Source organism: Shewanella sp. SR43-4 (genome assembly GCF_014163845.1).
GTDB lineage: Bacteria > Pseudomonadota > Gammaproteobacteria > Enterobacterales > Shewanellaceae > Shewanella > Shewanella vesiculosa.
Window position 1 is genome coordinate 33,471 of sequence record NZ_JACJEB010000020.1, and the last position, 26,812, is coordinate 60,282.

At 42.6% G+C, this 26,812-nt stretch carries 17 protein-coding genes; 12 read left to right on the top strand and 5 right to left on the bottom strand.

The features are described from left to right. Nucleotides 1-10 precede the first annotated feature (10 nt). Entirely contained in the window at nt 11-1,318 is a 1,308-nt protein-coding gene (locus H5123_RS18180; protein WP_182698869.1) for a sugar MFS transporter, read from the bottom strand. A 383-nt stretch (nt 1,319-1,701) separates the two neighbouring features. On the opposite strand from H5123_RS18180, the gene H5123_RS18185 reads away from it, so the two are divergent. From H5123_RS18185 to H5123_RS18230, 10 genes are all read left to right on the top strand, one after another. Continuing rightward, a complete protein-coding gene (locus H5123_RS18185) occupies nt 1,702-3,033 on the top strand; it encodes a GH1 family beta-glucosidase (protein ID WP_182698870.1) in 1,332 nt (443 codons plus the stop codon). Nucleotides 3,034-3,127: 94 nt separating this feature from the next. Beyond that, a complete protein-coding gene (locus H5123_RS18190) occupies nt 3,128-4,456 on the top strand; it encodes a glycoside-pentoside-hexuronide (GPH):cation symporter (RefSeq protein WP_182698871.1) in 1,329 nt (442 codons plus the stop codon). Between the two features lie 55 nt (nt 4,457-4,511). After that, the gene (locus H5123_RS18195; RefSeq protein WP_124016237.1) at nt 4,512-5,516 is read left to right on the top strand and encodes a LacI family DNA-binding transcriptional regulator; all 1,005 of its coding nucleotides are present in this window, start codon (nt 4,512-4,514) and stop codon (nt 5,514-5,516) included. A 924-nt stretch (nt 5,517-6,440) separates the two neighbouring features. Next, complete coding sequence (locus H5123_RS18200; RefSeq protein ID WP_124016238.1) at nt 6,441-9,380, top strand: TonB-dependent receptor; 2,940 nt, start codon at nt 6,441-6,443, stop codon at nt 9,378-9,380. Between the two features lie 365 nt (nt 9,381-9,745). Then, nucleotides 9,746-11,341, top strand: coding sequence for a tryptophan halogenase family protein (locus H5123_RS18205; RefSeq protein WP_182698872.1), 1,596 nt, complete (start codon nt 9,746-9,748; stop codon nt 11,339-11,341). 121 nt (nt 11,342-11,462) lie between these two features. Next, a complete protein-coding gene (locus H5123_RS18210; protein ID WP_124016240.1) occupies nt 11,463-12,185 on the top strand; it encodes a SapC family protein in 723 nt (240 codons plus the stop codon). Nucleotides 12,186-12,230: 45 nt separating this feature from the next. Next, nucleotides 12,231-13,250 carry a cupin-like domain-containing protein gene (locus H5123_RS18215; RefSeq protein WP_310736152.1) on the top strand — a complete coding sequence of 340 codons (1,020 nt, stop codon included), beginning with the start codon at nt 12,231-12,233 and terminating at the stop codon, nt 13,248-13,250. 37 nt (nt 13,251-13,287) lie between these two features. Then, nucleotides 13,288-14,781: a tryptophan halogenase family protein gene (locus H5123_RS18220; RefSeq protein WP_182698874.1), complete on the top strand. Its 1,494-nt coding sequence runs from the start codon at nt 13,288-13,290 to the stop codon at nt 14,779-14,781. A 5-nt stretch (nt 14,782-14,786) separates the two neighbouring features. Continuing rightward, a complete protein-coding gene (locus H5123_RS18225) occupies nt 14,787-15,512 on the top strand; it encodes a DUF6445 family protein (protein WP_182698875.1) in 726 nt (241 codons plus the stop codon). A 15-nt stretch (nt 15,513-15,527) separates the two neighbouring features. After that, entirely contained in the window at nt 15,528-18,188 is a 2,661-nt protein-coding gene (locus H5123_RS18230) for a glycoside hydrolase family 3 protein (RefSeq protein ID WP_259395698.1), read from the top strand. 92 nt (nt 18,189-18,280) lie between these two features. Here the strand turns inward: H5123_RS18230 and H5123_RS18235 are convergent, their stop codons facing one another. After that, nucleotides 18,281-19,912, bottom strand: coding sequence for a methyl-accepting chemotaxis protein (locus tag H5123_RS18235; protein ID WP_182698876.1), 1,632 nt, complete (start codon nt 19,910-19,912; stop codon nt 18,281-18,283). A 96-nt stretch (nt 19,913-20,008) separates the two neighbouring features. Continuing rightward, nucleotides 20,009-20,494, bottom strand: a complete 486-nt coding sequence (locus tag H5123_RS18240) for a DTW domain-containing protein (protein WP_124016245.1) — start codon at nt 20,492-20,494, stop codon at nt 20,009-20,011. Between the two features lie 213 nt (nt 20,495-20,707). Here H5123_RS18240 and H5123_RS18245 point away from each other — a divergent pair, with 213 nt between their 5' ends. Both H5123_RS18245 and H5123_RS18250 read left to right on the top strand, forming a co-directional pair. Then, nucleotides 20,708-21,322 carry a LysE family translocator gene (locus H5123_RS18245; protein WP_182698877.1) on the top strand — a complete coding sequence of 205 codons (615 nt, stop codon included), beginning with the start codon at nt 20,708-20,710 and terminating at the stop codon, nt 21,320-21,322. A gap of 9 nt (nt 21,323-21,331) precedes the next feature. Further along, nucleotides 21,332-22,333 (top strand): NADH:flavin oxidoreductase, encoded by a 1,002-nt coding sequence (locus tag H5123_RS18250; protein ID WP_182698878.1) that lies wholly within the window; start codon nt 21,332-21,334, stop codon nt 22,331-22,333. 130 nt (nt 22,334-22,463) lie between these two features. Here the strand turns inward: H5123_RS18250 and mdoH are convergent, their stop codons facing one another. Beyond that, nucleotides 22,464-24,602, bottom strand: coding sequence for a glucans biosynthesis glucosyltransferase MdoH (gene mdoH / locus H5123_RS18255; RefSeq protein ID WP_259395699.1), 2,139 nt, complete (start codon nt 24,600-24,602; stop codon nt 22,464-22,466). Further along, nucleotides 24,599-26,191, bottom strand: a complete 1,593-nt coding sequence (locus H5123_RS18260) for a glucan biosynthesis protein G (RefSeq protein ID WP_182698879.1) — start codon at nt 26,189-26,191, stop codon at nt 24,599-24,601. Before H5123_RS18260 ends, mdoH begins: the two co-directional genes overlap by 4 nt. Between the last annotated feature and the right edge of the window lie 621 nt (nt 26,192-26,812).

The following is a 26,812-nucleotide window of genomic DNA, read 5'->3' on the forward strand; positions in this document are numbered from 1 at the left end:
TGTATTTCCCTTACGCATTGTCTGTTGATACTGGACGTTTTGCATTGCAGCCAATTAAACCGTAGTACCCGATAAAACAGTAACATAGCAAGGGGACAATAAAGGCTAATTGAATCCCCATGATGTCAGCTAGCATGCCCTGAAATAAGGGCAAAATCGCACCGCCAACAATGGCTAAACACAAAATACCTGAGCCTTGGCTAGTGTGTTGTTTTAAATCTTGTAGTGCCAAACTAAAAATCGTTGGGAACATAATTGAATTACACAGACCGACAAACAACAAGGCCCACATGGCTACCGTGCCAACGCTCATCATGGCTGCAGCCACTAAAATACATGCGCACAGTGCGTTAAACGCTAACACCTTACCTGCATTAATTTTCTGCATCACAGCGGCGCCAATAAAACGGCCGACCATAGCGCCACCAAAGTAATAAGCAATATAATGGGCTGCCTGCGATTCAGACACGCCACCAATATGATCTTGAGTTAAAAAGCTAATCAGAAAACTGCCAATACCAACCTCTGCACCGACGTATACAAAAATCCCTACTGCGCCCATCACCAAATGCGGATACTGCCAAGCACTTCCCGTTGCAGAGGTGGTCGATGCCGCATCTTTTTTGCCCAATAGCGGTAGTTTTAACATCATAAAAATCAATGCCAATGCAAACAATGATAAGGCTAAAATTAAGTAAGGGGTTTGAACGGCACTGGCTTGTTGCTCTACTGATAATCGGCCAATGACTTCACCTACCTCAGTGATGCTCTCATCATGCTCAACCGTTGATAAAATTAACCAACTGCCAAAAAATGGCGCAACTGTTGTACCTAATGAATTAAATGCTTGGGTTAAGGTTAAGCGAGACGATGCGGTTTCTGCAGGGCCTAAAACACTGACATAAGGGTTGGCAGATACTTGTAAAATAGTAATGCCTGATGCCAATACAAAAAAGGCAAACAAAAACATATTATAAGAAGCATAACTTGCTGACGGATAAAATAATAAACATCCAATACAGGCAATAACCAGTCCGGTAATAATGCCTTTTTGATAACCAATTTTACCGACTAGCGCACCGGCAGGGATCGACACAACAAAATACGCACCAAAAAAGCAAAATTGCACCAGCATCGCTTGAGTGTAATTAAGGTCGAACATGTTTTTTAGATAAGGGATTAAAATATCATTTAAACAGGTTAAAAAACCCCACATAAAAAATAATGATGTTAACGCCACTAACGCAAAGCGAAAGTTTCCTTGCTGATGAGTTGAATTAACCGGAGTCGATTCGAGTTGAAGCTGCGAAGTCGTCATGACATTCCCTTATTGTTGTTAATAGTTATCTTGGGTTGCAGTACATAACGCCAGTGAACTGGATGCTCTTTGTCATTACCTAAGAGTTAACTCCCCGTAAACGCTAGGCATTTTCCATATCGCTATTCCCACACTTGTGCAAGCAGATGAGGATTCAATATTTAACCAAATCAATTATTGACCTTTGGATAATTAATCACTAATCTCAATGTAAGCGCTTTCATTTTTAACATATCGATAACTGATGTCAACGGTTTTTAAACGCGAGAGCATAATATTTACGGTTAGGACAATGCGACACTAGGCCTTTTATCAGTGTGTTTTAAGCTAATAAGTTAGTAATAAAAAAAGACAAAATTAATCAATACTAAGTGAATTAAAATATGAAAATTATGTTACCAGCCGATTCAAAAATGCATTCAAAAGCGTTCACCTTTGGTGTGGCGACAGCTTCATTTCAAATTGAAGGTGCTGTGGCAACTCGCCTGCCCTGTATTTGGGACACATTTTGTGCGACGCCTGGCAAAATTCGTGATGGGTCTGATGGCTCGCAAGCATGCGAACACGTTAAGTTATGGCGTGAAGATGTCGATCTAATAGAATCGCTAGGTGTCGACGCCTACCGTTTATCGATCTCATGGCCTCGCGTTATGCACAAAGATGGCAGCCTGAATCCACAAGGTGTGCAGTTTTATACCGACTTACTCGATGAACTAAACCGTCGTGGCATTAAAACCTTTGTGACCTTGTACCATTGGGATTTACCACAACATATTGAAGATAATGGTGGTTGGTTAAATCGCGAAACAGCCTATTTATTTGCTGACTATGCCGACAAAATAACCCAAGCATTCGGTGACAGAGTTTACTCATACGCCACATTCAACGAACCTTTTTGCAGTTCATACTTAGGTTATGAAATTGGCATTCATGCTCCTGGATTAGCGAAAAAAGCTTATGGCCGTCAATCTGCACACCACTTATTATTGGCTCATGGTTTAGCCATGAAAGTGCTGCAAAAAAACAGCCCTAACAGCCAAAATGGTATCGTGCTTAACTTTACGCCTTGCTATAGCGCCACTGATTCTGCCGCAGATATTGACGCCGCAAGTAATGCCGACCAATATTTCAATCAGTGGTACATAAAACCCTTGTTTGACCGCTGCTACCCAGACATTATCAATGACTTTGCCGCAGAAGATGTGCCGGTTATTGAAGCTGGCGACTTTGATATTATTGCTCAACCTATCGACTTTCTAGGCATCAACTTTTATACCCGTGCAGTCTATAAAGCCGACCCAGTTAATGGCTTTAGCCAAGTAGACATGGTCGGCAAACCTAAAACAGATATGGGATGGGAAATTTACCCACAAGCCTTTAGTGATTTATTAACCTCTTTAGATGCACTTTATCCTTTACCACCGATCTACATTACCGAAAACGGTGCGGCAATGGATGATAAATTGTTAAACGGTAAAGTGGATGACCAAGACAGACTCGAATACTATAACGCTCACTTAAATGCGGTAAATAGTGCCATTGAACAAGGTGTTAATGTTGTGGGTTATTTTGCTTGGAGTTTGATGGATAACTTTGAGTGGGCAGAAGGTTATTTAAAACGCTTCGGTATTGTCTATGTTGATTATGCAAGCCAAGAACGTACCTTAAAAGCCAGTGCATACGCGTATAGAGACTTTATTAACGCAAGAACATAATATGTTAACCAGAATAAAGCCGTTATATAAACGGCTTTATTCTATTCAAATAGTTGCATCATTTTAAGCAATAACAACAATAATTGAGGCATGTATGATTAGCACTAGAGAAAAAATAGCTTACGGACTTGGGGACACCGCCAGTAATATTGTGTTTCAAACCGTGATGCTATTTCTAACTTTTTTCTATACCGACATTTTCGGTATTTCGCCTGCATTTGTGGGCACAATGTTTTTAGCTGTTCGCTTAATTGATGCGATAACCGACCCACTAATGGGCGCGCTAGCAGACAGAACCAACACTCGTTGGGGTAAGTTTAGACCTTATCTATTATGGTTTGCCCTTCCCTTTGGCTTTATCAGCGTATTAGCCTTTACTACGCCAGATTTGTCTGAAGACGGTAAAATGATTTATGCCTTCGTCACCTATACCGCATTGATGATGGTGTATACCGCGATTAATATTCCTTATTGTGCATTAGGCGGGGTATTAACGGCGGATCCTAAAGAACGCGTGTCAGTGCAATCATACCGTTTTGTGTTTGCGATGCTGGGCGGATTATTGGTGTCAGGCCTAACCTTACCTTTGGTGGAGTTTTTAGGTAAAGGCGATCAGGCTAAAGGCTATCAACTGACGATTGCCGCGATGAGCATTTTGGGTGTTGCGATGTTTTTAGCCTGCTTTTGGGGCACCAAAGAGCGTCTACATCCACCTATAGACCAACAAACAAGCTTTAAAAAAGACTTCACCGACATGTTAAAAAATGATCAGTGGCGAGTATTGGCCATTGCAGCAGTGTGTCTATTATCAGGCATGGTATTGCGTACCAGCTTAGCGATTTACTATGTAAAATATTTCTTAAACATGCCTGATTCTATTACCCTTTTCATCACTCTTGGCATGGTTGGTAATATATTCGGTTGTATTTTAGCTCAACCTTTAGCAAAACGTTTTTGTAAAGTAAAAGCCTATATTACCTTGCAACTGCTGGCGGCGGCCATGTGTGTCGTAAGCTACTTTGTGCCAAGCGATCAAGTGATACTGGCCTTTGGGATGTTTATCATATGGGGTTTTACTTTCAATATGGCTACACCACTGCTTTGGGCAAAAATGGCTGATGTGGTCGACTATGGTCAACATAAAAACGGTGTACGCATTACCGGAATGATTTACTCATCGGTCATATTCTTTATCAAACTTGGGGTTGCTATTGGTGGTGCGGCAGCTGGTTGGTTACTAGCTGGTTATGGTTATCAGCCAGATATCATCCAAACTGAACAGACTCAACAAGGAATATTACTTTCATTCACTGTATACCCTGCTATCGGTTCATTGGTAGTGGCCTTTGTTATGCGTTGGTACACCTTGGACAATGAAAAAGTGGACCAAATACACTTAGAATTAAATAGAGAAGTAAAATAAAAGCATGATAGTCTTGGAGCCATGTGCTCCAAGACGGCTTTTAAAAACTAATTATATGGCAACAATTTACGATGTATCCGTAATGGCTGGTGTGTCTCTAGCAACCGTGTCTAGAGTGATGAATAACAACACCAAAGTCAGCGATAAAACCAAACAAAAGGTTCTCGATGCGATGGCCTCTTTAGGCTATCGCCCTAATACTATTGCCCAATCATTAGCCTCAAATTGCTCCAACAGTGTTGGGGTTTTAGTGTCTCAGCTTGACGGTCCTTTTTATGGTCCCATGATGACAGAAATCGAAACTGCCCTTCGAACAGCTAACAAGCACGTGATTATTGCTGCTGGTCATAGCGACGAGAAGCAAGAAAAAGAAGGGGTTGAGTTTTTGATGAGTCGCGGTTGTGATGCTCTTATTTTGGACATTGAGGCGGTATCAGACGATTACTTGATTGAATTGAGTAAAGGCCCAACACCAGTGGTATTTATTAACCGCTATATCGACGCTATCAAGGAACGTTGTGTTTATCTTGAAAATGAGCAAGGCGGTTTCATGGCTACCGAGCACATATTATCACTTGGTCATAAAGACATCGCTTACATTTCAGGGCCATTGTTTAAGCTCGACGTACGAGATCGTCTAAAAGGACATAAACGAGCATTGCAACAATACAATATCGATTTTGATGACACCCTTTGCATTGAAAGTGACTTTAAAGAAGCTGGCGGTTGTGAAGCGATGGAGCATTTACTGTCGATGAATAAAACCATTACAGCAGTCGTGTGTGCGAATGATCAAATGGCCTCTGGGGCAATTGCAGTGTGTTTAGAACACGGAATCCGCGTACCCGATGATATTTCATTTATTGGTTACGATAATATTCCATTTCCACAGTACATCTCACCGAAATTATCGACCGTTAACAACCCTATTCACGAAATGGGTAAAATGGCAGCCCTCTGGGTATTACAACAAGTGTATAACGATAAAGCCGTCTTAGTTGAAAGCTCGTTTACACCAGAGCTATTTGTGCGTGAATCAGCTAGAGCAATCAATCAGTAAGAGTCAACCGAACCATTTAGCGGTTAACCTATCCAGCTGCAATGTCGATAAACGACATCCAAAAAAGCCAGATGGTAAGTCCCTCTTTCCATAAGCGGCTCCCCAAGTCAGTAATCGGTCACGAGTGAGTCAACACTACCTTATGCAGAGGTGATAGTATCTCGTAGCGATTAAAAAGTACTGATATTGACCATCTCACTGTGACGTGCCATCAACCATCTGCTCGCAAACAAATAATGCAATATGCGCTATAGACTAACAACTTAACCACGCATAAACGCACCTTATGAGTAACGAGATAATAAGCATGGCCATAAAATACCGCAATAGTGAGATTTCAATCGACCTATGCAAGCTATCAGCCGAGCAATGATTAATCAGTTTACCTTAGGATAATATTTTGTCTCCAGCCCCGTGGGACATTCACATGCATCTTAATGACTCATACTTTGGTTATCGATAACACTGAAATAAACCCTAACACCATAAGCAACAACCACATCAATTCACTGTCGCAACATGCAACAAAATATTAACGCGCTAGAAAGTTAGTCTAGAATAACCTTACTTGTTCTCAAAAACGGATAAAACCCAACCTAAGTGGTAACAATTCAACCAACAAAAGAAAGCGCTTACATTTTTATTTGAAATGTTAATATAAAATAAAAAGCCTACTAAACAATAACTAACAAAACAAACCTTGAATAGCTTCTTATTATGGTTAATGAAATGTAATATTTAAAACTTGTTTTTGTTGACGGCGGTCACAATTTACACTAGTTTTATGTAAGCGCTTACATTAGCTGTTTTATAACATAACCATTATAAATAATGACTACAGCGTTGATGGAGAATTAAAAAAACGATTTGCGCCTAACCCGCAATATTGAGAGAAGCAAAATCTAGTCAATGGGGATTTCCTAGATGAAAACAACAAAATTTACAAAAACCAAGCTAGCGACCAGTTTATCGCTAGTGCTTGGTGTAAGCAGTATGTTACCTGCCTACGCAGCTGATGAAGCTGGTGATGAGAATATTGAAGTACTCCAAGTTACAGGTATTCGTGGCAGTTTAATTAAATCAATGGACGTTAAACGTTCATCAAGTGGTGTCGTCGACTCTATTTCTGCTGAAGACATTGGTAAGTTTCCAGATACCAACCTAGCAGAATCATTACAACGTATTACTGGTGTATCAATTGACCGTTCTAACGGTGAAGGCAGCAAAGTGTCCGTGCGTGGTTTTGGCCCAGACTACAACTTGATCACCCTCAATGGTCGTCAAATGCCAGTAACGACTGGCTCGCGCTCATTTGATTTTGCCAATATCGCATCTGAAAGTATTAGCGGTGTTGAAGTATATAAAACGAGCTCAGCGTCAAACTCCACTGGTGGTATCGGTTCTACTATCAATATTTTGACTCACAAACCATTTAGCTCTCCTGGATTGAAAGCTACATTTGGGGTAAAAGCTGTTGATGATAAATCAACAGATAAAGGCTCAATGACACCAGAATTGTCCGGTTTATATTCAAATACTTTTGCTGACGACAAATTTGGTATTTCGCTATCGGCCAGTTATCAAGAACGCGAAAGCGGTAACCAACAAGCGCAAGTTGGTACAGGCTGGCGTAGTTTTGCTGGTACAGATGACAACAATAGTCAATGGGGCGGTGTCGCTAAAGACGACACTCAAGTAAACCGTCCTGGTGATGATGATATTTACTCAGTGCCGCAGACAACCGTTTATCGTTTTGAAGAGCAACAACGTACTCGTACCAATGGCCAGTTAGTTTTACAGTACAGCCCAGTAGATAGCATAGTCACCAGCCTAGACTATACCTACATGCGTAACGATATCGACACTCAATCTCATGATGTATCTGCTTGGTTTAACTTTGTACCATCTGAAAACGTGTGGAGTGACGGCCCAGTCGCATCACCGCTCATTTATTCTGAAACTTACGGCTCACCTGTAGACTTATCGATGGCAGCTGGCGATTTTGGTGTTCGTAACGAGAGTGGCTCATTAGGCTTTAACATTGAATGGCAAGCAACAGATAATTTAAAACTGACTTTCGATGCACATAACTCAACGGCCGAATTTAAACCCAATAACATTTATGGTTCTAGCAACAATTTAAGTACCGCTGCATTTATACGTACCAGCGCGGCTACTGACTTTAGCGGTGATTTACCAGTGCTTGCGGTTGGTGGTGGTAATGCTGTGACTCCTGCAGACATGTTACTTACTGGTTCTAACTTCTCTAATGCGCGCAACAAATCTGAAATTGATCAATATCAGTTTGATGGCGAGTACTTGTTTGAAGACGCAGGTAGTATCGACTTTGGTGTTGAGCTTACTAATGTCAACAATCACTCTCAGCAAGTTGACGTACAACGTAACGATTGGGGTGGTGTAGGTTCTGCTGGTGATTTCGACGAATCATGGTTCCCAGCCGATACGATTACTGACAAATTTGATGCCAATGGTGGTGACTTCTCACTCGCTGATGGCAACTTTGACATTTTAAATACCATCTTCATGTGGGACTTTGCTGCTGTTCGTGACTTCTCAGCAGCTAATTACACCTCTTCTGTTAGTGGTGATTGTGGTAATGGTTTCTGTCCTTCTACTAATTATGCGGCTCAAACAGACCGTTATACTGAAGAAGAGTCACAAGCTGTTTACGTCCAGTACAACTACGACAATGAAATTGCCGGCATGCCATATGATGTTCACTTTGGTTTGCGTTATGAAAAAACTGACGTGACATCAACAGCTGCAGTAGCGGGCTATGATGGCGCTGTTTGGATTGCAGAAACTGAAATAGCACTTGCTGCCACCGGTGAACAAGTATTTGAAACTAAAACGGGTGATTACGACTACTTACTTCCTAGTTTCAACTTCAACATTGAAGTGGTTGAAGATGTGATCTTACGTGCAGCTTATAGCGAAACCATTGGGCGCCCTAACTACACAGATATCCAAGGCGGTACGGTATTAGCAACTCTCGCAAACCGAACTAATGGTGGTGGATCTGCAGGTAACCCAACACTATTGCCATTAGAATCGGAAAATATCGACTTCTCGGCAGAGTGGTACTACGCACCGTCAAGCTATGTGTCTGTAGGTTATTTCCGCAAGGATACTGCAAACTTCATTAGCAATGGTATTGTTAAAACGACTAACGGTATTTATAACCCAGCATCTGGTGATTTATATAAAGCTGCTGTGGCAGCAACGGGTACAACCGAAGCTGGGGCTGTTCGTGATTATATTTTCGCAAACTATGCTGACAATGCTGCGGTAGATGTTGCTAATCAAACTATCGCCGGTAGTGCTGCAAATAATGATGATCTATTGACCTTCAATATCGATACCCCATCAAACAGCCCACGTAAGTCGGTGATCGATGGTTGGGAATTTGCTGCGCAACATTTCTTCGGTGAAACGGGTTTTGGTGTCATAGCCAACTATACCTTGGTTAATAGTGATGAAGCCTACAACAACTACTCATTAGCAGACCAATCAGCACTTATCGGCATTAGTGATACCGCTAACGCAGTCTTAGTTTATGAAAACTATGGTTTCCAAGCTCGTGTTGCTTATAACTGGCGTGATGAGTTCTTAAACTCACGTGGTCAGGATACTGGGGCAAACCCTAAGTATACTGAAGCCTACTCACAAATCGATTTGTCTGTTAGTTATGATATCGAATCAGTTGAAGGCTTAACCGTGTTTTTCGAAGGACTTAACATTACAGAAGAGTACGTCCGTGTTCACGGCCGTGCTGAAGAGCAAGTGTTAAACCTGACTGAAACCGGCGCACGTTATAGCTTAGGTGCTCGTTACACCTTCTAAGTGAATAACGTTAGCAATATTGAGCTAAGCACCACTTAGCTCAATGATTTAACCTTATATTATGGTGCCTAACACGCTCAGTGTTAGGTGTTATCCATATAAGTTTCCCTTTTAGGTCGTTGAGGTGCACGTAATTTGTCACCTCTTTTTATTGCAACATATTGAGTAACAAGGACGTTACTATTTTTATGCTGCTTATAAGAGCTAAAAACATTGCTAAGAGAAGATGAATAACCAATACGTATTAAGTGGTTACATTTTTCTAAATTCTACTTATGATGAGACTTCAACATAATAAAATCTGCAATAAAAATATTGATAACAACTTAATAATAACAATAGTGCCAAAGGCGTAGGTAGAGATAATGCATAAACCAATCACCCAAATAGTCATTGTTGGTGGCGGTACAGCCGGTTGGATAACCGCTGGATTACTGGCTGCAGAGCATAATGTCGACAAAGGTGTCCTGGCCCACTCTCCTAAGCTCAACATTACCCTTATTGAATCACCAGATGTTGCCACCATTGGCGTAGGAGAAGGCACTTGGCCTTCGATGCGTTCAACTTTGAGCAAAATCGGCATTGATGAAAACCAGTTTATTCGCTGCTGTGACGCAAGCTTTAAGCAAGGTTCAAGATTTATTGATTGGCGCAATGACCCAAGTAAAGGTGACGACAGCAAAGCGCCGACTCAGTCAAACAGCTATTTACACCCTTTTAGCCTGCCTCACGGTCACCAAGAACTCGACTTATGCCCATTTTGGTTGCCCCATGCAGATCAAGTCAGCTTTGCTGAGGCGGTCAGTAGTCAAGCAGTGTTGACTCAACTTGGATTAGCGCCCAAAACCATTGCATCAGCGCAATATCATTTTCAAAATAATTACGGCTACCACCTTAATGCTGGCAAATTTAGCCAGATGTTAAGCGAACATTGCACCCAAAAGCTTGGCGTTACTCATATTCGTGATCATGTCAGTCATATTATTAATCATGATAATGGTGATATAGCCAAAGTGATCACTGCAGCACATGGTGAAATCCACGGACAATTATTTATCGACTGTACTGGCACTAAATCACTGTTATTAGGTGAGCATTTACAAGTACCATTTTTATCTCAAAAGTCAGTGTTATTTAATGATAGCGCCCTTGCTGTACAGGTACCTTATGAACAAGCAGACAGCCCTATCGCATCTTGTACTCATTCAACGGCTCAGCAAAATGGCTGGATTTGGGACATAGGCTTGCCGACACGCAAGGGCGTGGGGTATGTGTATTCATCAAGCCATACTAATGACGCTGACGCCGAGCAAAGCCTATTAACTTATTTAGGGCTTGATAGCGCCACGGCAGACAAACTAACGCCACGAAAATTATCGTTCAATCCAGGCTATAGAGCCAAATGCTGGCAAAATAACTGTATTGCCATTGGCATGGCTGCAGGATTTATCGAACCGCTAGAAGCCTCAGCATTAGCGTTAATTGAATGGACAGCAGCTACCCTAGCCCAACAACTCCCCTCCAATCGCCAAGTGATGGATACGATTGCGGCAAGGGTTAATCAGCGCTATCAACTGCACTGGCAACAAATTATCGACTTTTTAAAGCTGCACTATGTAATAAGCCAACGTGAAGTTGACAGCTATTGGCGCGATCATCGCGATAAGCAATCAATACCCGATAGTCTGCAAGCGCAACTTGAATTATGGCGCTATCAAGTGCCAAACCAACACGATATTAGCTATAAAGAAGCCTTATTTCCGGCTGCCAGTTTTCAATATGTGCTCTATGGTATGGGTTTTAATACTCAATTACCCAGCCATGTAAAACCATCAATGCAACAACAGGCACAGCAACTGTTTAATGATAATCAGCAACGCACTCAGGTATTAAGTAAAAGCTTACTGAGCAATCGCGATTTGCTAGCCAAAGTCGTGCAATATGGATTTGCTAAGCTGTAATCTAGATTAACTCAGATGGGTTGCTAGGATGGCAGACAGCTAATATCAAACGACTAACTAAGATCACCTACAATAATCATAACTACATAACGTATTTGAACGAACAAGATAGGACATCAAAATGAGCCAACATGTATTACTAAATAGCATCGATCACAAAGACCTTAAGGTTATCACTACCCGTTCTAGTGCGTTAGGCGATAATCTTTGGTTCGGCTTAACCTTTCCGCAAGAATTTCGTAGCATTCAAGCTCATTACCCTATTTTCTTTCATAAAGACGCTACCACTGGCCAGTTTTATGCGGTGGCATTATTTGGTTTTAAGCAAAATGAGAATCTGTTTTTATCTGACGCTGGTTGGAATGCATCTTATATTCCTCTGAGTGTGCGTCGCCAGCCGTTTTTGATAGGACAACAAACCGTTCAAGAAGATGGCATTGAGCGTCAGCAACGAGTTATTCACATCGATTTAGACCACCCAAGAGTAAGCCATAATGACGGTGAAGCGCTGTTTTTTCCTTATGGTGGTAACACGCCTTTATTAGATGAAGTCGGTGAAATGCTTGAAGCGATTCATCATGGGCTCAGTGACAGTAATCGTTTTATCGACGTATTAATTGAGCATGAGTTACTGGAATCGTTTACCTTAGACCTCGAACTAGACAATGGCCAAAAACATCAAATGATTGGTTTTTATACCATTAATGAAAACACCCTAGCCGCGTTATCTGCAGAAGTGCTAGGCACTTTGCATCAGCAAGGTTATTTACAAGCCATTTATATGGCTCTGGCATCGCAAAGCAAAGTTCGCGAGCTACTTAACCTTAAAAATGCTCAAGGTTAATCGATAATGGTGAGCCACAATACAAATCCAAACCTATCAGAGCCGATACAAGCTCACTCGACACAAGCTGTCGACAGCGTAAGCGGTTGGACCTTAGAGCAAGTGCTCGCTCATATTGAGCATGCAGATAAGCCCATGGTATTTAAAGGCCTATGCCATCACTGGCCTTTAGTCCAAGCGGGTCTTGAGTCAGCAGACAAGGCAATGGATTATCTGTGTCAATTTTATCAAGGCTCGGCGGTGACCGCATATTATCTACCCCACGAGCAACATGGACGGGTATTTTACAATCAAGAGGTTAATGGTTTTAATTACCAAGCAGGTCGCCTGGATTTTAACCAATTATTAAGCCGCTTAAAACAAGAAAATGCCAGCCAAGCACCTGCGGGGATCTACATGGGCTCAACAGACATACACCAATGTCTGCCGGGGCTGGGTGAACAAAACAGTTTAGATTTATCGCCAACGCAACCATTGACGAGTATTTGGCTTGGTAACCAAACCAAGGTAGCTGCGCATTTTGATTTTCCGCTCAATCTCGCGTGTAACGCTGTGGGGAAACGCACTTTCACCTTATTTCCGCCTGAGCAAATCAGCAATTTATATGTCGGCCCAATGGAATTCGCTCCAGGTGGACAAGACATCAGCATGGTAGATTTTGCAGAACCGGACTTCGAGCGTTTTCCTAAGTTTAAGCAGGCACTTGCGGCATCATTGACCGCACAACTGAATCCGGGTGATGTGTTGTTTATTCCCAGCATGTGGTGGCATCACGTGCGCGGAGTTGACGACTTTAACGTACTCATTACCCATTGGTGGCGTGACACACCAGGCTATTTAGGCAGACCCAACAATGCCCTGCTTCACAGCATGCTAAGCCTTCGATCATTACCTAAAGCACAACGCCAAGCGTGGAAAGCACTTTTTGAACATTACATTTTTAACCACGACGATATTGATGACAGCCATATACCAGACCAAGCTAAAGGCATGTTAACCAAGCCATTAGATGAACTCAACGCCCGTAAGTTACGCGCAGATTTAATCAACAAATTAAAACGATAATGCTGCGAACAGCAAGACATCAAACAGGACGCTCAAGATGAATAAAACAGTCAAAAAAGTAGTGATTGCCGGTGGTGGTACCGCTGGCTGGATGGCCGCTGCCGCCTTCAGCAAACTATTGGGCAAAAATCTTGATATTGTCTTAGTCGAATCAGATGAAATCGGCACTATTGGTGTCGGTGAAGCTACCATCCCTACCCTGCATATCTTTCATCGTTTACTGGGATTAAAAGAGCAAGATGTGATGGCTGCTACCAATGCCACCTTTAAACTCGGCATCCAATTTGAAAACTGGCATGATGTTAATAAAGACTATTTGCATTCATTTGGCTTTTTAGGCAAAGACTGCTGGGCCTGTGGTTTTCAGCACTTTTGGCTTAAAGGCCAACAAAAAAACATGGTCAGCGAAATTGGTGATTACTGCACCGAACATTTAGCCGCTCGCCAAGGCCGTTTTGCTGTGCTGCCCAATCAAGATTACAACCATGCTTACCACATGGACTCCAGTCTTTACGCCAAGTTTCTGCGAAAATTTGCTGAGCAACATGGAATGAGGCGCATTGAAGGCAAGATAGCCGATGTTTTGCAACATGAAGACACGGGCAATATTCGCGCATTACAACTTGAAAATGGTGAGTTCATCGAAGGTGATTTATTTATCGACTGTACTGGTTTTAAAGCCTTACTCATTGAGCAAACCTTAAACTCTGGTTTTGAAGACTGGAGTCATTGGTTACCGTGCGACAGTGCTATTGCCGTACAAACCGAAGCCGTGCAAAACCCCATACCTTACACACGTTCAATTGCCCGTGAATCTGGCTGGCAATGGCGCATTCCGTTGCAAACTCGTACTGGTAATGGCTTAGTATTTTGCAGCAAGTACCTCTCTGATGCCGATGCCACCGAACTGTTACTCAACAATATTGAAGGCCAACCAATCAATAAGCCTAGAGTCATTAAGTTCAAAACCGGTACGCGTCGTCAACATTGGAATAAAAACTGTATTGCCATTGGCTTATCAGCGGGATTTTTAGAGCCGCTAGAGTCAACCAGCATTCATATGATCCAACGAAGCATTGTCCGCTTACTGCAACTGTTCCCATCTCAAGGGATAATTCAAGCCGACATTGATGAATTTAATCAACAAACCAAGATTGAATTAGACAACATTCGCGACTTTATTATTTTGCATTACAAAGTCACTGACCGTGAAGACAGCCGCTTTTGGCGATATTGCAAAAACATGCCGATCCCAGCGTCATTACAACATCGTATCGACATGTTTAGCCAATCAGGCAAAGTCTACAAATACGGCAGTGAGCTGTTTGGTGAGAGCTCATGGATCCAAGTTATGATGGGCCAAGGTCTACAACCTAAAGCGTACCATCCAATTGTCGACATGATGGACGATGCTGAATTACAAAGCTTTTTAAACAGCATTAAAGCCACCGTAAAACGCAAAGTTGATACCTTGCCTGTACACCATGATTTTGTGCAGCATTATTGTAAATCAACGGCGATGCAGGGCTAATCCTGATGTCTGTATCAGCAACAACCAAGCCCATTATCAAGGTCAATCATATTGCACCGCAGGTGCAATTGATTGGCCAACAACAAACACCTGTGATTGTGATTGATAATTTTGCTGAAGATATCGCTCAGTTGATCGCTATTGCGGTCAATGACAGCACATTCCGTCAAGATAAAGGCTCATACTACCCAGGATGTCGTACATCATTGCCCAAGCAATATGTTATCGAGGTTCTCAATGCGCTGTACAAACTGATCTACGAGGTTTATCGCATTCCAGCATCATTACGATTAAAGCCGCAGCAATATGTCTATTCATTAATCGACAAACAGCCAGAAACCTTGGCTCCACTGCAATGTTTGCCTCACTTCGATGCGACAAACCCGCATTACTTTGCCATTTTGCATTATCTTAACGATGGTCAACATGGCAACACAGGCTTTTTTAGGCATAACCTCACCGATCTTGAGCGGATAACGGCGGAAAATATCGAAGACTATTTTACCAAAGCGCAGCCGTTTCTCGACAGCAAAACCCAAACACCAGCCAGTTATTTTGTTGCCAGCGACGAGCATTACAGCTTGTATCATCAAATCAAATATCGCCCAAATCGCCTAGTGATTTACCCCGGTAACTTATTACATTCAACCATAGTAAACCCACAAACTGACATTGATGCAAATCCTAGTTCAGGTCGGCTCACCACTAATATTTTTATAAATTTTCAATAACATAAGGAACACGTTATGGTTAATCCTCTTGGGATAATAATGCCTATTCGCCATAAAAATAAGCCACAAAACAGTGCGTCTAGCACCACCTTAAGCCCTCTTTATAGCGCCCTGTTGATGTGCAGTGTTGTCACCATCAGTCCAGCAGCGCTTGCCGAACACCCTAATATTACGCCTGAAACACTGCATGCATTAACAGTATTATCCGATAGCGAGAAGTTGCGTATTGGCGATCGTATCAGCCAAGTCGAAGACGAGGTTAACCGCTTATTACCACAGCTGACATTGGCTGAAAAAGTGTCATTAGTGCATGCTGCGGGCAAGTTTCACATCCCAGCCATTGAACGCTTAGGTATACATGAAATGTGGATGTCTGACGGCCCACACGGCGTGCGTTATGAAATTGACCGTAATTCATGGGCACCTGCTGGCTGGAATAACGATTATTCCACTTATTTACCACCATTAACCGCAGTAGCCGCCAGCTGGGACCCAAACATGGCCAGCCTGCACGGCAATATTTTAGGTGCAGAGGCGCGTCATCGTAATAAAGACCTTATTCTTGGTCCTGGTGTTAACCTAGCAAGATTGCCATTGTATGGGCGTAACTTTGAATACATGGGAGAAGACCCATTTTTAGTTGCCAGTCTAGTGGTACCTGAAGTGCTTGCGATTCAAGCTAATGATGTCGGTGCAACCGTAAAACATTATGCGTTAAATACTCAAGAGCTCAACCGCACTGGAGTGAATGCCAAACCTGATGAACGCACACTTCGTGAAGTGTATTTACCTGCATTTGAAGCGGCAGTAAAACAAGCCAATGTCCATTCTATTATGGGCTCATATAACGAGTTTCGCGGCACGAATGCCAACCAAAGCGCACATTTAGTTAATACAATATTAAAAGGCGAATGGGGTTTTCAAGGGGTGTTATTAACTGACTGGAATGTCGACATAAACACTTATGATGCTGCAATGAACGGTCTTGATATTGAGATGGGCACCGATGTCGCTGATTTTGACGACTACTTTTTTGCCAAGCCATTACTGGAAATGATTAATGCAGGCAAAATCCCAGTAGCGGTGTTAGATGACAAAGTTCGTCGTATTTTACGATTAGAACTCAGTATCGGCATGATGGATAAGCAGCGCCTATCGGGCGAGCGTAATACTCAGGCACATCGTGATGATGCTCGCACTATTGCAGCCAATGGCATAGTGCTACTCAAAAATGACAGCAATATCCTGCCATTGAACGCCAACAAACTTAAACGAGTATTAGTCTTAGGCCCCAATGCCGACAAGCGTCATGGCTTTGGTGGAGGTTCATCCGAGGTTAAAACCTTATATGAAATTAGCCCGCTAGAGGGATTAAAAGCCAAACTAGGTAACAAGGTTGATATTACCCTAATGCGAGCTGCCAGCAGCAAGTTTATGCCTATTCCTAATGACTATCTCACTACTCGTCATTGGACTGGCACCCCGTCTTGGCAAATTAACTATTATACTGATAAAGCAATGACCAAGCTTGCCAGTGAATCTTGGATTGCCGATCCGCAGTTTGATGCAAAAGGCCAACGTCAATTTGTGGAGATAAAAGCCAACCTTAAACCAATCGAAAGCGGTAGCCATAGCTTTAATATCAAAGCAGACGGAAACATTGCTCTATTTATCAATGATAAACCTTTATTAACCTCAACCACGGCACAGTCAGATAGCATCATCACTAAAGCAATAAAGTTAACAGCAGGCGAAACCTATGCTGTTAGCTTACGCTATCAGGGCGACCAACAAGCCACCTTGGGCTGGGAAACACCCAACAGCTTGTACAATAGCGAAAAAGAATATTTAGCCGCGGCGAAGAAGGCAGATGCAGTATTTTATTTTGCAGGCTTAAGCCATGCCGATGACCGAGAATCAATTGATCGTCCAGACATGATCTTACCCGGTCAGCAAGATGAGGTTATTGCCAAACTGCTGAAAGCAAATCCCAACACAATCGTGTTTATGATTGGCGGTTCGGCGGTTGAAATGCCATGGGCCGATAGCGCAAGTACGCTTGTTTGGGGCTGGTATGGTGGCATGGAAGCAGGCAACGCCTATGCCGACATGTTATTTGGTGATACTAATCCGAGCGGTAAAATGCCGATAACCTTGCCTAAAAAACTCATCGATACCGCACCTATTGCGTTAAATGATTACAATGCAACTGAGTCGTTATATTCCGAAGGTGTGTTTATTGGTTATCGCTGGTTTGAGCAACAAAAAATTAAGCCTTTGTTTGCTTTTGGTCATGGTTTGTCTTACAGCAAATTTAGTTACCAAAACATTAGCCTATCAAGTGCGAGTATTGCAGGCGACGACACCATCACAGTCAAAGTCGATATTACTAACACCAGTAAAGTCGATGGTGCAGAAGTGGCTCAACTGTATTTACACGATGTCAAAGCTAGCGTCCCACGCCCCATTAAAGAGCTAAAAGGTTTTGATAAACTGTGGTTAAAAGCTGGCGAAACTAAAACAGCTAGCTTTACCTTAACTCAACGTGATTTATCATTTTGGGACGTTAACACCAATGATTGGCTAGCAGAATCTGGCACATTTGAAGTGATGATTGGCGCATCGGTTGCAGACATACGCTTACGTAAAACCTTTGAGTATCAACAAGTAAAATAAATCATTATATTCAAAAGATCTAACGAAAAATGGCTTAATGTTGATTACATTAAGCCATTTTTATAACGTTACACTCTCAATTCAATCTCGTGTTAAACAACCTTAAAGCGAGCCACTTCTGAGCGTAATGATTGACACACTGAAGCTGTTTTTAGCGCAATTTGTTGGTTTTCAGCAATCACATCATTGCAATGACGGGTTTTATCAGATAACTCAGTTAGATTACGATTAATCTCCTCGGTTACATGGGTTTGTTGTTCAGTTGCCGCAGCGGTATGAGTCGACATATCGGTCACTTTGGCTGTGGCTTGCAAAATTAAATCAAGGGAAATTCGTGTTTGTGAAGATAACTCGACCGTAGTCGCGGTTAAACTCGCACCCGCTTCAATGGTATGAACGGCATCGTTAACACCACGTTGCAGCTGCTCAATCATATTCTGAATATCTTGAATTGATCGCTCTGTTCGGCTGGCCAAGGTTCGTACCTCATCAGCAACCACCGCAAATCCACGACCTTGCTCACCAGCGCGAGCCGCTTCAATTGCCGCATTTAACGCCAGCAAGTTGGTTTGCTCTGCAATACCGCGGATCACATCAAGAACCGACGCAATTTGTGACGAATTAGTCGACAAGGCTTGAATAACCACCACAGCATTTTGAACAGACGTCGACAGTTGTTGAATATTATCGATAGACAACGACAGAATGCGTTTACCTTCAACCGTCTGATCATTCACATTATTAATTTCAGATGCGGTATCCAATGCATTTTTAGCCACTTCACGAACCGCTGAGCTCATTTGATTGACGGCGGTGACAATACTATCCACTGAATAATGCTGTTCTTGGCTAATTTGGCTGGCAGTTGCAGCATTGCCCGCTAGCTGTCCAATACTGGTATTAACCTCATTAGACTGTTTATCGATAGCAATAATCATTTGCTGTAAATGATCAATGAAATGATTAAATGTTGTAGCCAGCTCGCCAATTTCATCATGTTGCCTAATGATTAATCGACGGGTTAAATCACCATCACCTCGACTAATATCAGTGATACGATCGTTCACATCATTAATTCTATCCACCACCACTTTAGGGCCGTAATAAGCCAAGAAGATGGTCAAAATAATCAGAATGCCAGACACTGTAAATAATATTGTTAGCTGATTTTTTGCTGTTTGAGTATTATTTTGGTCGATTAATTTAACTTGCTCATCGGCACGCTCGCCGGCCGTATTATAAATATCACGCAATCTTGAAAACTCAGATAAAGACACGTCCTTATAACGTTGTTTTGCAGTGGAATAGTCTCCCGCTTTAACTGCACTGATTACCGACGACGAGGCCGTAAACCATTTGTCATATTGAGTATCAAAGCCGTTTAGCCCACTGACCACATCTGGGTAAAGTGTTAACAGACGGCTAAATTCGGCAACTCGCTGCTTAGCTTGATCGGCATTCTCTTGCCAATTACTGATTTGATCATCTCTTTGCTGCGCACTTAGTTCACTACTAAGCAAAAGAACTTCACTTAAATGAGCTTGATATAAATCGCGATCACCATTGATAATGCTTGAAATAGCAGGATTAAATTGACGACTGAGCTCATGGATCTGCTCTAGTTGATTTTGACTCTGAGTGGCATTAGTAATGGCCATAATGGCTAAAGCTACTGCAAATATAATGAATATCAATGAGAATTTAGCGCGAATAGTGCTAAACATAGCAACCTCCGATGAATGTTGTAATTTAGGTATTTTTATTATTTGTGATTAAACAACAAATTTATCAATCTATAATGGCTAACGCTTATTCCCCATTCAAACACCGGCCTTAGTGTCAATAAATGTCATCAATAACTCACTTAACTGCTGTGCTTCGATTATGTTTTCTGACTCGGTCAATAAATGTATAACACATTCTGCCGTACATAATCCTCCTTCTATTTGGTTTCGCCTCAGTGGGTATATCGACTTGGGCGAATTAATTAATAACACTTTAGGTAGTGCTTTGAGATATGGACTTTGATTAAACATCTTGCGAGCTTCTTGCCAAGTTGCATCGATAAGCACTAAATATAATAGTCTTTGAGATATCTCGCATACTTTTTGCGAAATATTTTTATCATCACTGGGGAAAACTAACCCCACCTTACCAGCGGCAATCAAACGTAATAATTCAGCATCAGGCTGTTTACGGTGCCACTCAACCACACGAGCGCGCTCGCCTAACACCTGAGACACTAACTTGCCCGTATTATTGGCTCGCAACATTTCGCGAGGATGAGTTAACAAAATAATATTCACAACAATACTCAACTGAACAAATGATTAATTTAATTTCGCAATGTAACACAGATGCAAAAACGATAGAATAAACCTAAGTGAGATAAAAAAATCAATAAAAATTAGATGGATACTTTAGCGTTAACCTGTTCATTACCTGCATCACTTTACGCTATAATCGCAAAAATATTTTGCTAAGTTATCCTGTCCCTTAATATGAGTTGAACTGAGATAATGCTATTACAACAAGTTATCGCGCTGTTTTTCACTATGCTCATTTTAGCCATAGTGCCAGGTCCGGCTGTATTTGCGGTGGTATCGCGATCATTTTCGAATGGATTTAATCATGGTACTGCCATTACCTTTGGTGTATTGCTGGGGGATTTTATTTATATCCTATTAGCACTGTTTGGGTTATCGGCAATAGCTAACGCCATGGGGCCAACATTTGAGCTAATAAAATACGCTAGTGCGCTGTATTTATGCTGGCTTGGCGTCAGTATGCTGCGAAACACAGCAAAGGGCGTTCAGTTAGCCACCACGCCCAAGGTCAGTCAGCTTAAGAATATCATCACCGGCACAGCGATTGCGCTAGGCAATCCTAAAGCCTTAATATTTTACGTCAGTTTCTTCCCTGCCTTTGTGCCGATGAACCAAGTAGTTGTGACCGATGTTATTATCATACTGGCTACTGCAACCCTGGCTTTTGGTTCTGTTAATCTGACTTATGCTTATTTAGCCTCTAGTGCAAAGCATGTATTTACCTCACCCAATGCGGTCACCATAATCAATCGAACCGCAGGCAGTATTATGTTGATTGCTGGCATATTGATTATGTTAAATATTTAGGATGTTGCAATGAGCGCAGTACGCTTTACTCCCCTTACATTAGTCAATGGATTAACCTTAAAAAACCGTGTTGTAGTGCCGCCTATGGCATCCCAAACGGCAGACAATAATGGTTTAGCCACCGAGAAAACCTTTAGCCATTATCAAGGCTTAGCCCAATCTGGTGCGGGCTTGGTGATGGTAGAGTATAGCCATGTCAATCTAGCTGGTCGCAGCGAAGCAAATCAGCTTGGCGCCCATGATGACGCCTGTTTACCTGGACTGAGTCAAATTGCCAAGCTATTACACCAAATGGATGTTAAAACAGGCTTACAAATTACCCATTGCGGCGGCAAAGACAGTGCTGCTATTAGTACCGATATTATGGGTCCTTCTGGCATTGTAGTGCCTGCATACGATCGCGTATTACCCACACCGCGCGCCATGACACAGGATGATATCGCAATATGGCAGCAAGACTTCGTCAATAGCGCTATTCGTGCCGACAAAGCGGGATTTGATTTAGTCGAAATCCATTGTGCACATGGTTATGGTATCAATCAGTGGTTATCGCCGCTAACCAATCAACGTACAGACCAATACGGTGGCAGTGTTAAAAATCGCGCTAGAATCTTGCTAGAGATGGTCAGTCAGATAAAACAAGCCGCGCCAAGATTAGCCATAATGACCCGTATTCCCGGTCAAGATGGTTACCCAGGAGGCCTATCCCACAGCGATATGGGCCAAGTTAGCCAGTGGTTAGTTGATGCGGGCGTGGAAATACTCAATGTGTCGTCAGGCATTGGCGGTTGGAACAGACCTAAAGATATCCGCGGCGAAGGCTTTTTAGTTGCCGATGCTGCGCCATTAACAGGTAAAACTGCTGCTGCGGTTATTGGTGTTGGCGGCATTGAAACCCTTGATTACATTGAGACCATTTTAACGAACAAGCAAGTAGATCTGGTGGCAGTTGGCCGCGCCATTTTGGCAGGGCCAACTGATTTTGCAACACGTGTGATGGTTAACAATTAATCATGATGTAAAGTCCATCATGGCTCAACGCATAATAGCCGATATGAAATCATCATCTAGAGTCTAAGCTTGAGAATTTAGAAGGCCCGAATAACGTGTTATTCGGGCCTTCTAAATTCTAGGACAGACATTACTTGCCGATTGTTTGCAGCTTTTGTAGATAATCCGCTTTGCTGAGTAAGGCGATGACTTCTGCCGGTTCTAACCATGATTCCAATTGCGATAAGCTTTCAGCATGCTCCAATTTCCACTCGGCAATGATCCTCGGAGCATAAAACAACGGTTTTTGCTCATCTAAGTCAGGTAACTGAGCAAGGTGCCATGTAAATAACTGTGGATTATTCACCAGTCGACTGAACGGATGCATGTGTTGTAGATGTGGCATTTTAGCCAGGTTGGCTTTCAATTCAACCAGAATGTGAACTGGTTTCTTTTCTTCTGGCGCTCGCAGTAACCCAATGGTTTTAATCCATTTCGTGCGCCGCGCGCCGCCGCTCAACCATGAAAGTGGGATCGATAACATCAACCCTATGGTGATTGGTAATAACCAGTAAAACAACTCCTTACTTAGCAACATTGCAGTCAAAGCAAGTACAACACCAAACGCAGTATGGCCAAGATGTGCACGCATCACTGGTATCCAGCTCAATGCGCCGTCATCTCTTGATTGGGGCATCCAGCCACTGTCTTTACCTCGAAATATAGATAACACCACGCCAAACTGCGACACCATCAGAATTGGCGCATACAGAGCAGACATTACCATTTCGAATAAGGTACTCAAGGTTAACAAGATGGGACCACCAAATCTTAAGCACCGAGGAATATTAATCATCGCAGCAAACCAGCCGAAGGCTTTGGGGGCCAATACAATTGCCATTGAAACCACAAACAGACTTAACGCGCGCTCAGAGTCAAATACTGGCCAGGTTGGAAACAGCGATGGATTAGCAAAATACTCAGGGCGAATAAAAGCCGCCTGAACGGCAATCGCCAGCCCCACCATAATTAACGCTAACCAAAAAATGGCACTTAGGTAGGACATGACCCCAGACAAAAGATGCAAACGGGTTGGCAAGGAAAAACCTCGGGCGAACATAAATGCCGAATGCTGTAAATTGCCCTGACACCAGCGTCGATCGCGGATCATCACATCAAGTAACGAAGGAGGGGCTTCTTCAAATGAAGCCTCAATATCGGTATCAAAACGTACCCCCCACCCCGCACGGCGCAGCAGCGCCGCTTCAATAAAATCATGACTTAATACATGGCCGCCAAAAGGTGCTTTACCGGGCAGAATAGGCAAATGACAGGATTCAGCAAAGGCTCTAGTGCGAATGATGGCATTGTGTCCCCAAAAATTTGAAGACAAACCATGCCAAGCTGACAAGCCCGCAGCATAGATGGGACCAAAACATTGATTAGCAAACTGTTGTAGCCTGCTGTACAGGGTATTGGCGAAAACAAGTGTCGGCAAGGTTTGAATAAGGCCGACACCTGGCGCGGCGGCCAAACGACGTGACAGTGTCACCATCGACTTTGCGCTCATGATGCTGTCAGCATCAAGCACTATCATGGCTTCATAATCACCGCCCCAACGTTGCACCCAGTCACCTATGTTACCGGCTTTACGTTCACTGTTTTGGTGACGACGACGATAATACACTGGACACTCTGGTTGATATTTATTGATAAGTGCTAAGAAGGTAGCCTCTTCAGCAATCCAAGCATTAGCTCGATTAGTATCACTGAGAATAAAGAAAGCATACTTGCCTGGCGCAGTGGCAATGAGATCTGCACTCATGGCTTCAATTGTGGCCCTAATGCGCAGTGGATCTTCATTATAAATCGGCAGTAAAATAGCCGTTTTAAAGCTGGGGTCTATTTCGCTCTCTTTTACTAACCGCGGCTTGAGATGCAATAGAAAACCCAATAAGGCCTGCGAGAAAGCAAAAGCAACCCAAAGAAAGTTAATACTAAACAACACTAAAAAGACTATCTGTAAATTGGTAATGTTATTGGTGTTTAGCACCAAATACATTTCCCTTATACCGTAAGTAGATAAGCCCGCAGTGACCATAAACACAAATAATTGGGCAACAAACGTGCGAAGTCTAAACCACATAGTCTGTTGACTGGAATTCAATCGATGACCAGCCTCAGAAACCTCATGACGATTCATAACCAATGGCGATTCGTCAGGCAAGGCTCGCTTGCGATGATTTTTTTCGGTCATTGCCGCCGACAAAGCATTATCTTGTTGTATCATAAAGGCCAGTCCTCCGACGTAAATCGATACAACCACGTCATGCCAAGCGGTTTATCGTTATTCCTCAGCTGGACACGCAATTCAGCTACATCGGCATCTTCTGGATCAAAAGTAACAAACACTCTTGCACCATCAACATTAGGATTGGGCTCAATACGGGCCTCTAAAATCGCGCCACTACTGATACTCGCATCAACGCTAATGTTGCTAACATCATTTGCACTAAGATGGCTATAATCGATAACGATCTCGTTTTTATCGGTAAATAACTTACGACCACCAGCCGTTCGAACGACTTTAACTTTGCCCTCAGTTTTGGGAATATTATCTACCCAAGTGAGTTGGTATGAATATGCAAATGGCTGATCTTTTTTCAATCCATTTTCTGGTTTCCAATAAGCAACAATATTGTCATTGGCCTCCGAATCCGATGGGATCTCAACCAGTTCTACTCTGCCTTTGCCCCAATCACCTGTTGGTTCAACCCAGGCGGATGGACGTTGATGGTATTTGGCTTCAAGATCTTGATAGTAATCAACTTGTCGATGTGGCTGCATCAGACCAAAGCCCTTAGGATTTTCGTCCATGAAAGAACTCACCTGCAATCCCCGTGGATTATTCAGTGGTCGCCAAATTTTCTCACGATTACCTTTCTCCATCAGCAAGCCTTCAGAGTCATGCACCGCTGGACGGTAATCAGCTGTATCAGCACGGTCTATACCGCCATGCATAAACATTGATGTTAACGGCGCCAGACCCACATTTTGCACATCTCGCCTTGGGAAAAGCATTACATCGACCCCCATTCGAGTTGGATCGCCAGGGTAAATAGCAAAACGATAGGCGCCGGTTACGCTAACACTGTCAAGCAACGCATGAACCACTATCGCCTTTTGGTGGCTTGATGGACGTTCGATCCAGAATTTTTTAAACAGCGGATATTCTTCGCCTTTAGGATCGGCAACATTAATGGCTAGTCCACGGGTCGACAAACCATAAGCTTGCCCTTTAGATACTCCCCGAAAATAACTGGCCCCCTGAAACACTAAGAACTCATCTTTATAATCATCGCGATTAATGGGGTAATGCAGACGAAAGCCGGCATATTTACCGACTTGTTGCAGTAACTGACCAATTGACTCATCTGGCACTCTAAATGATGATTCAGACACGGCAACCGGAAATGATTTACCGTTTTCGACCACATCAATGTCGACTAACTGTTTATAGATATAGCCAGGCGCAAATAGTTGTATAGAAAAAGGTGTGGGTGCATTGCCCCAAATAGCGGCATCTTGCTGGAAATTAATTTGGCGATAGGTGGAATAATCTATTTTAGTCAGCGCTTCAGGGGCTTGTTTAGGTTCAATAAAAGGTTTCTGCGACAATTTACGTGCAATCTCGCCGACTGTGTCATGGGAGAAGGCCTTACCATCCGTTTTGGGTATTGTTGTCTGAGCGTTAACAAGGTTTGTCCATGAGACGAGTAACACAAATACGACAAGGTTAAGAAAACCTTTGACAGACAATTGGTCATAAATCCTTTGTTTAACCGGTGAATCGCAAAACAGATTCAAAGTCCTTAACATATAAAACTCCTTAATTGAGCATTCACAAAATAACATCACAATATCGCACTAGTAACTGAACTGACCCTCTGCTATTAATCGGAAATAATGTTGATCGAGGTAGGCGTTAATCGAAGATCATTGATATCGGCTTAACCTCAGATTGGGTTAAGCAATGGGATAAACGAGCCAAATTTGAATATGGGTTTTACTCATCACGATGTCAGGACAAAAGACGGCTTGATATCCGATATTATCCCGATTTAAGGTTCCTTGTTTGTACTGGGTTTATCACGACAACATGGGCTCAGCTTTGCAAGAGAGTGAAACCAAGTCGTTTGAACATAAACTTCTATTTATTAATAGTAGAGCTTCTAGTTATTAATAGTAGAACTTCTAGTTATTAATAGCAGAAAAACTTAATCGTTTTATGTATTTCCCCTACAATATGAATCATCTTTAATACTCCAACGGTATTTGGCTTAACGATAAAGCCCGTCTTTCCACCAGCAATCGCGATTATCTGTAATATGCCATCAGGCAAATGCAATCGACTATGCTGCAAGTGTTCCAGGTAAATAAATTGACCTAATAAGATTATAAGCTGAGAGGAAAAGGGTTGAAGTGATGGTTTTGGGATCA

Excerpts from the sequence above, each read along its gene's own strand:
- H5123_RS18180 (WP_182698869.1), bottom strand. The coding sequence starts at position 1,318 with ATGACGACTTCGCAGCTTCAACTCGAATCGACTCCGGTTAATTCAACT.
- H5123_RS18185 (WP_182698870.1), top strand. The coding sequence starts at position 1,702 with ATGAAAATTATGTTACCAGCCGATTCAAAAATGCATTCAAAAGCGTTC.
- H5123_RS18190 (WP_182698871.1), top strand. The coding sequence starts at position 3,128 with ATGATTAGCACTAGAGAAAAAATAGCTTACGGACTTGGGGACACCGCC.
- H5123_RS18195 (WP_124016237.1), top strand. The coding sequence starts at position 4,512 with ATGGCAACAATTTACGATGTATCCGTAATGGCTGGTGTGTCTCTAGCA.
- H5123_RS18200 (WP_124016238.1), top strand. The coding sequence starts at position 6,441 with ATGAAAACAACAAAATTTACAAAAACCAAGCTAGCGACCAGTTTATCG.
- H5123_RS18205 (WP_182698872.1), top strand. The coding sequence starts at position 9,746 with ATGCATAAACCAATCACCCAAATAGTCATTGTTGGTGGCGGTACAGCC.
- H5123_RS18210 (WP_124016240.1), top strand. The coding sequence starts at position 11,463 with ATGAGCCAACATGTATTACTAAATAGCATCGATCACAAAGACCTTAAG.
- H5123_RS18220 (WP_182698874.1), top strand. The coding sequence starts at position 13,288 with ATGAATAAAACAGTCAAAAAAGTAGTGATTGCCGGTGGTGGTACCGCT.
- H5123_RS18225 (WP_182698875.1), top strand. The coding sequence starts at position 14,787 with ATGTCTGTATCAGCAACAACCAAGCCCATTATCAAGGTCAATCATATT.
- H5123_RS18230 (WP_259395698.1), top strand. The coding sequence starts at position 15,528 with ATGGTTAATCCTCTTGGGATAATAATGCCTATTCGCCATAAAAATAAG.
- H5123_RS18235 (WP_182698876.1), bottom strand. The coding sequence starts at position 19,912 with ATGTTTAGCACTATTCGCGCTAAATTCTCATTGATATTCATTATATTT.
- H5123_RS18245 (WP_182698877.1), top strand. The coding sequence starts at position 20,708 with ATGCTATTACAACAAGTTATCGCGCTGTTTTTCACTATGCTCATTTTA.
- H5123_RS18250 (WP_182698878.1), top strand. The coding sequence starts at position 21,332 with ATGAGCGCAGTACGCTTTACTCCCCTTACATTAGTCAATGGATTAACC.
- mdoH (WP_259395699.1), bottom strand. The coding sequence starts at position 24,602 with ATGATACAACAAGATAATGCTTTGTCGGCGGCAATGACCGAAAAAAAT.
- H5123_RS18260 (WP_182698879.1), bottom strand. The coding sequence starts at position 26,191 with ATGTTAAGGACTTTGAATCTGTTTTGCGATTCACCGGTTAAACAAAGG.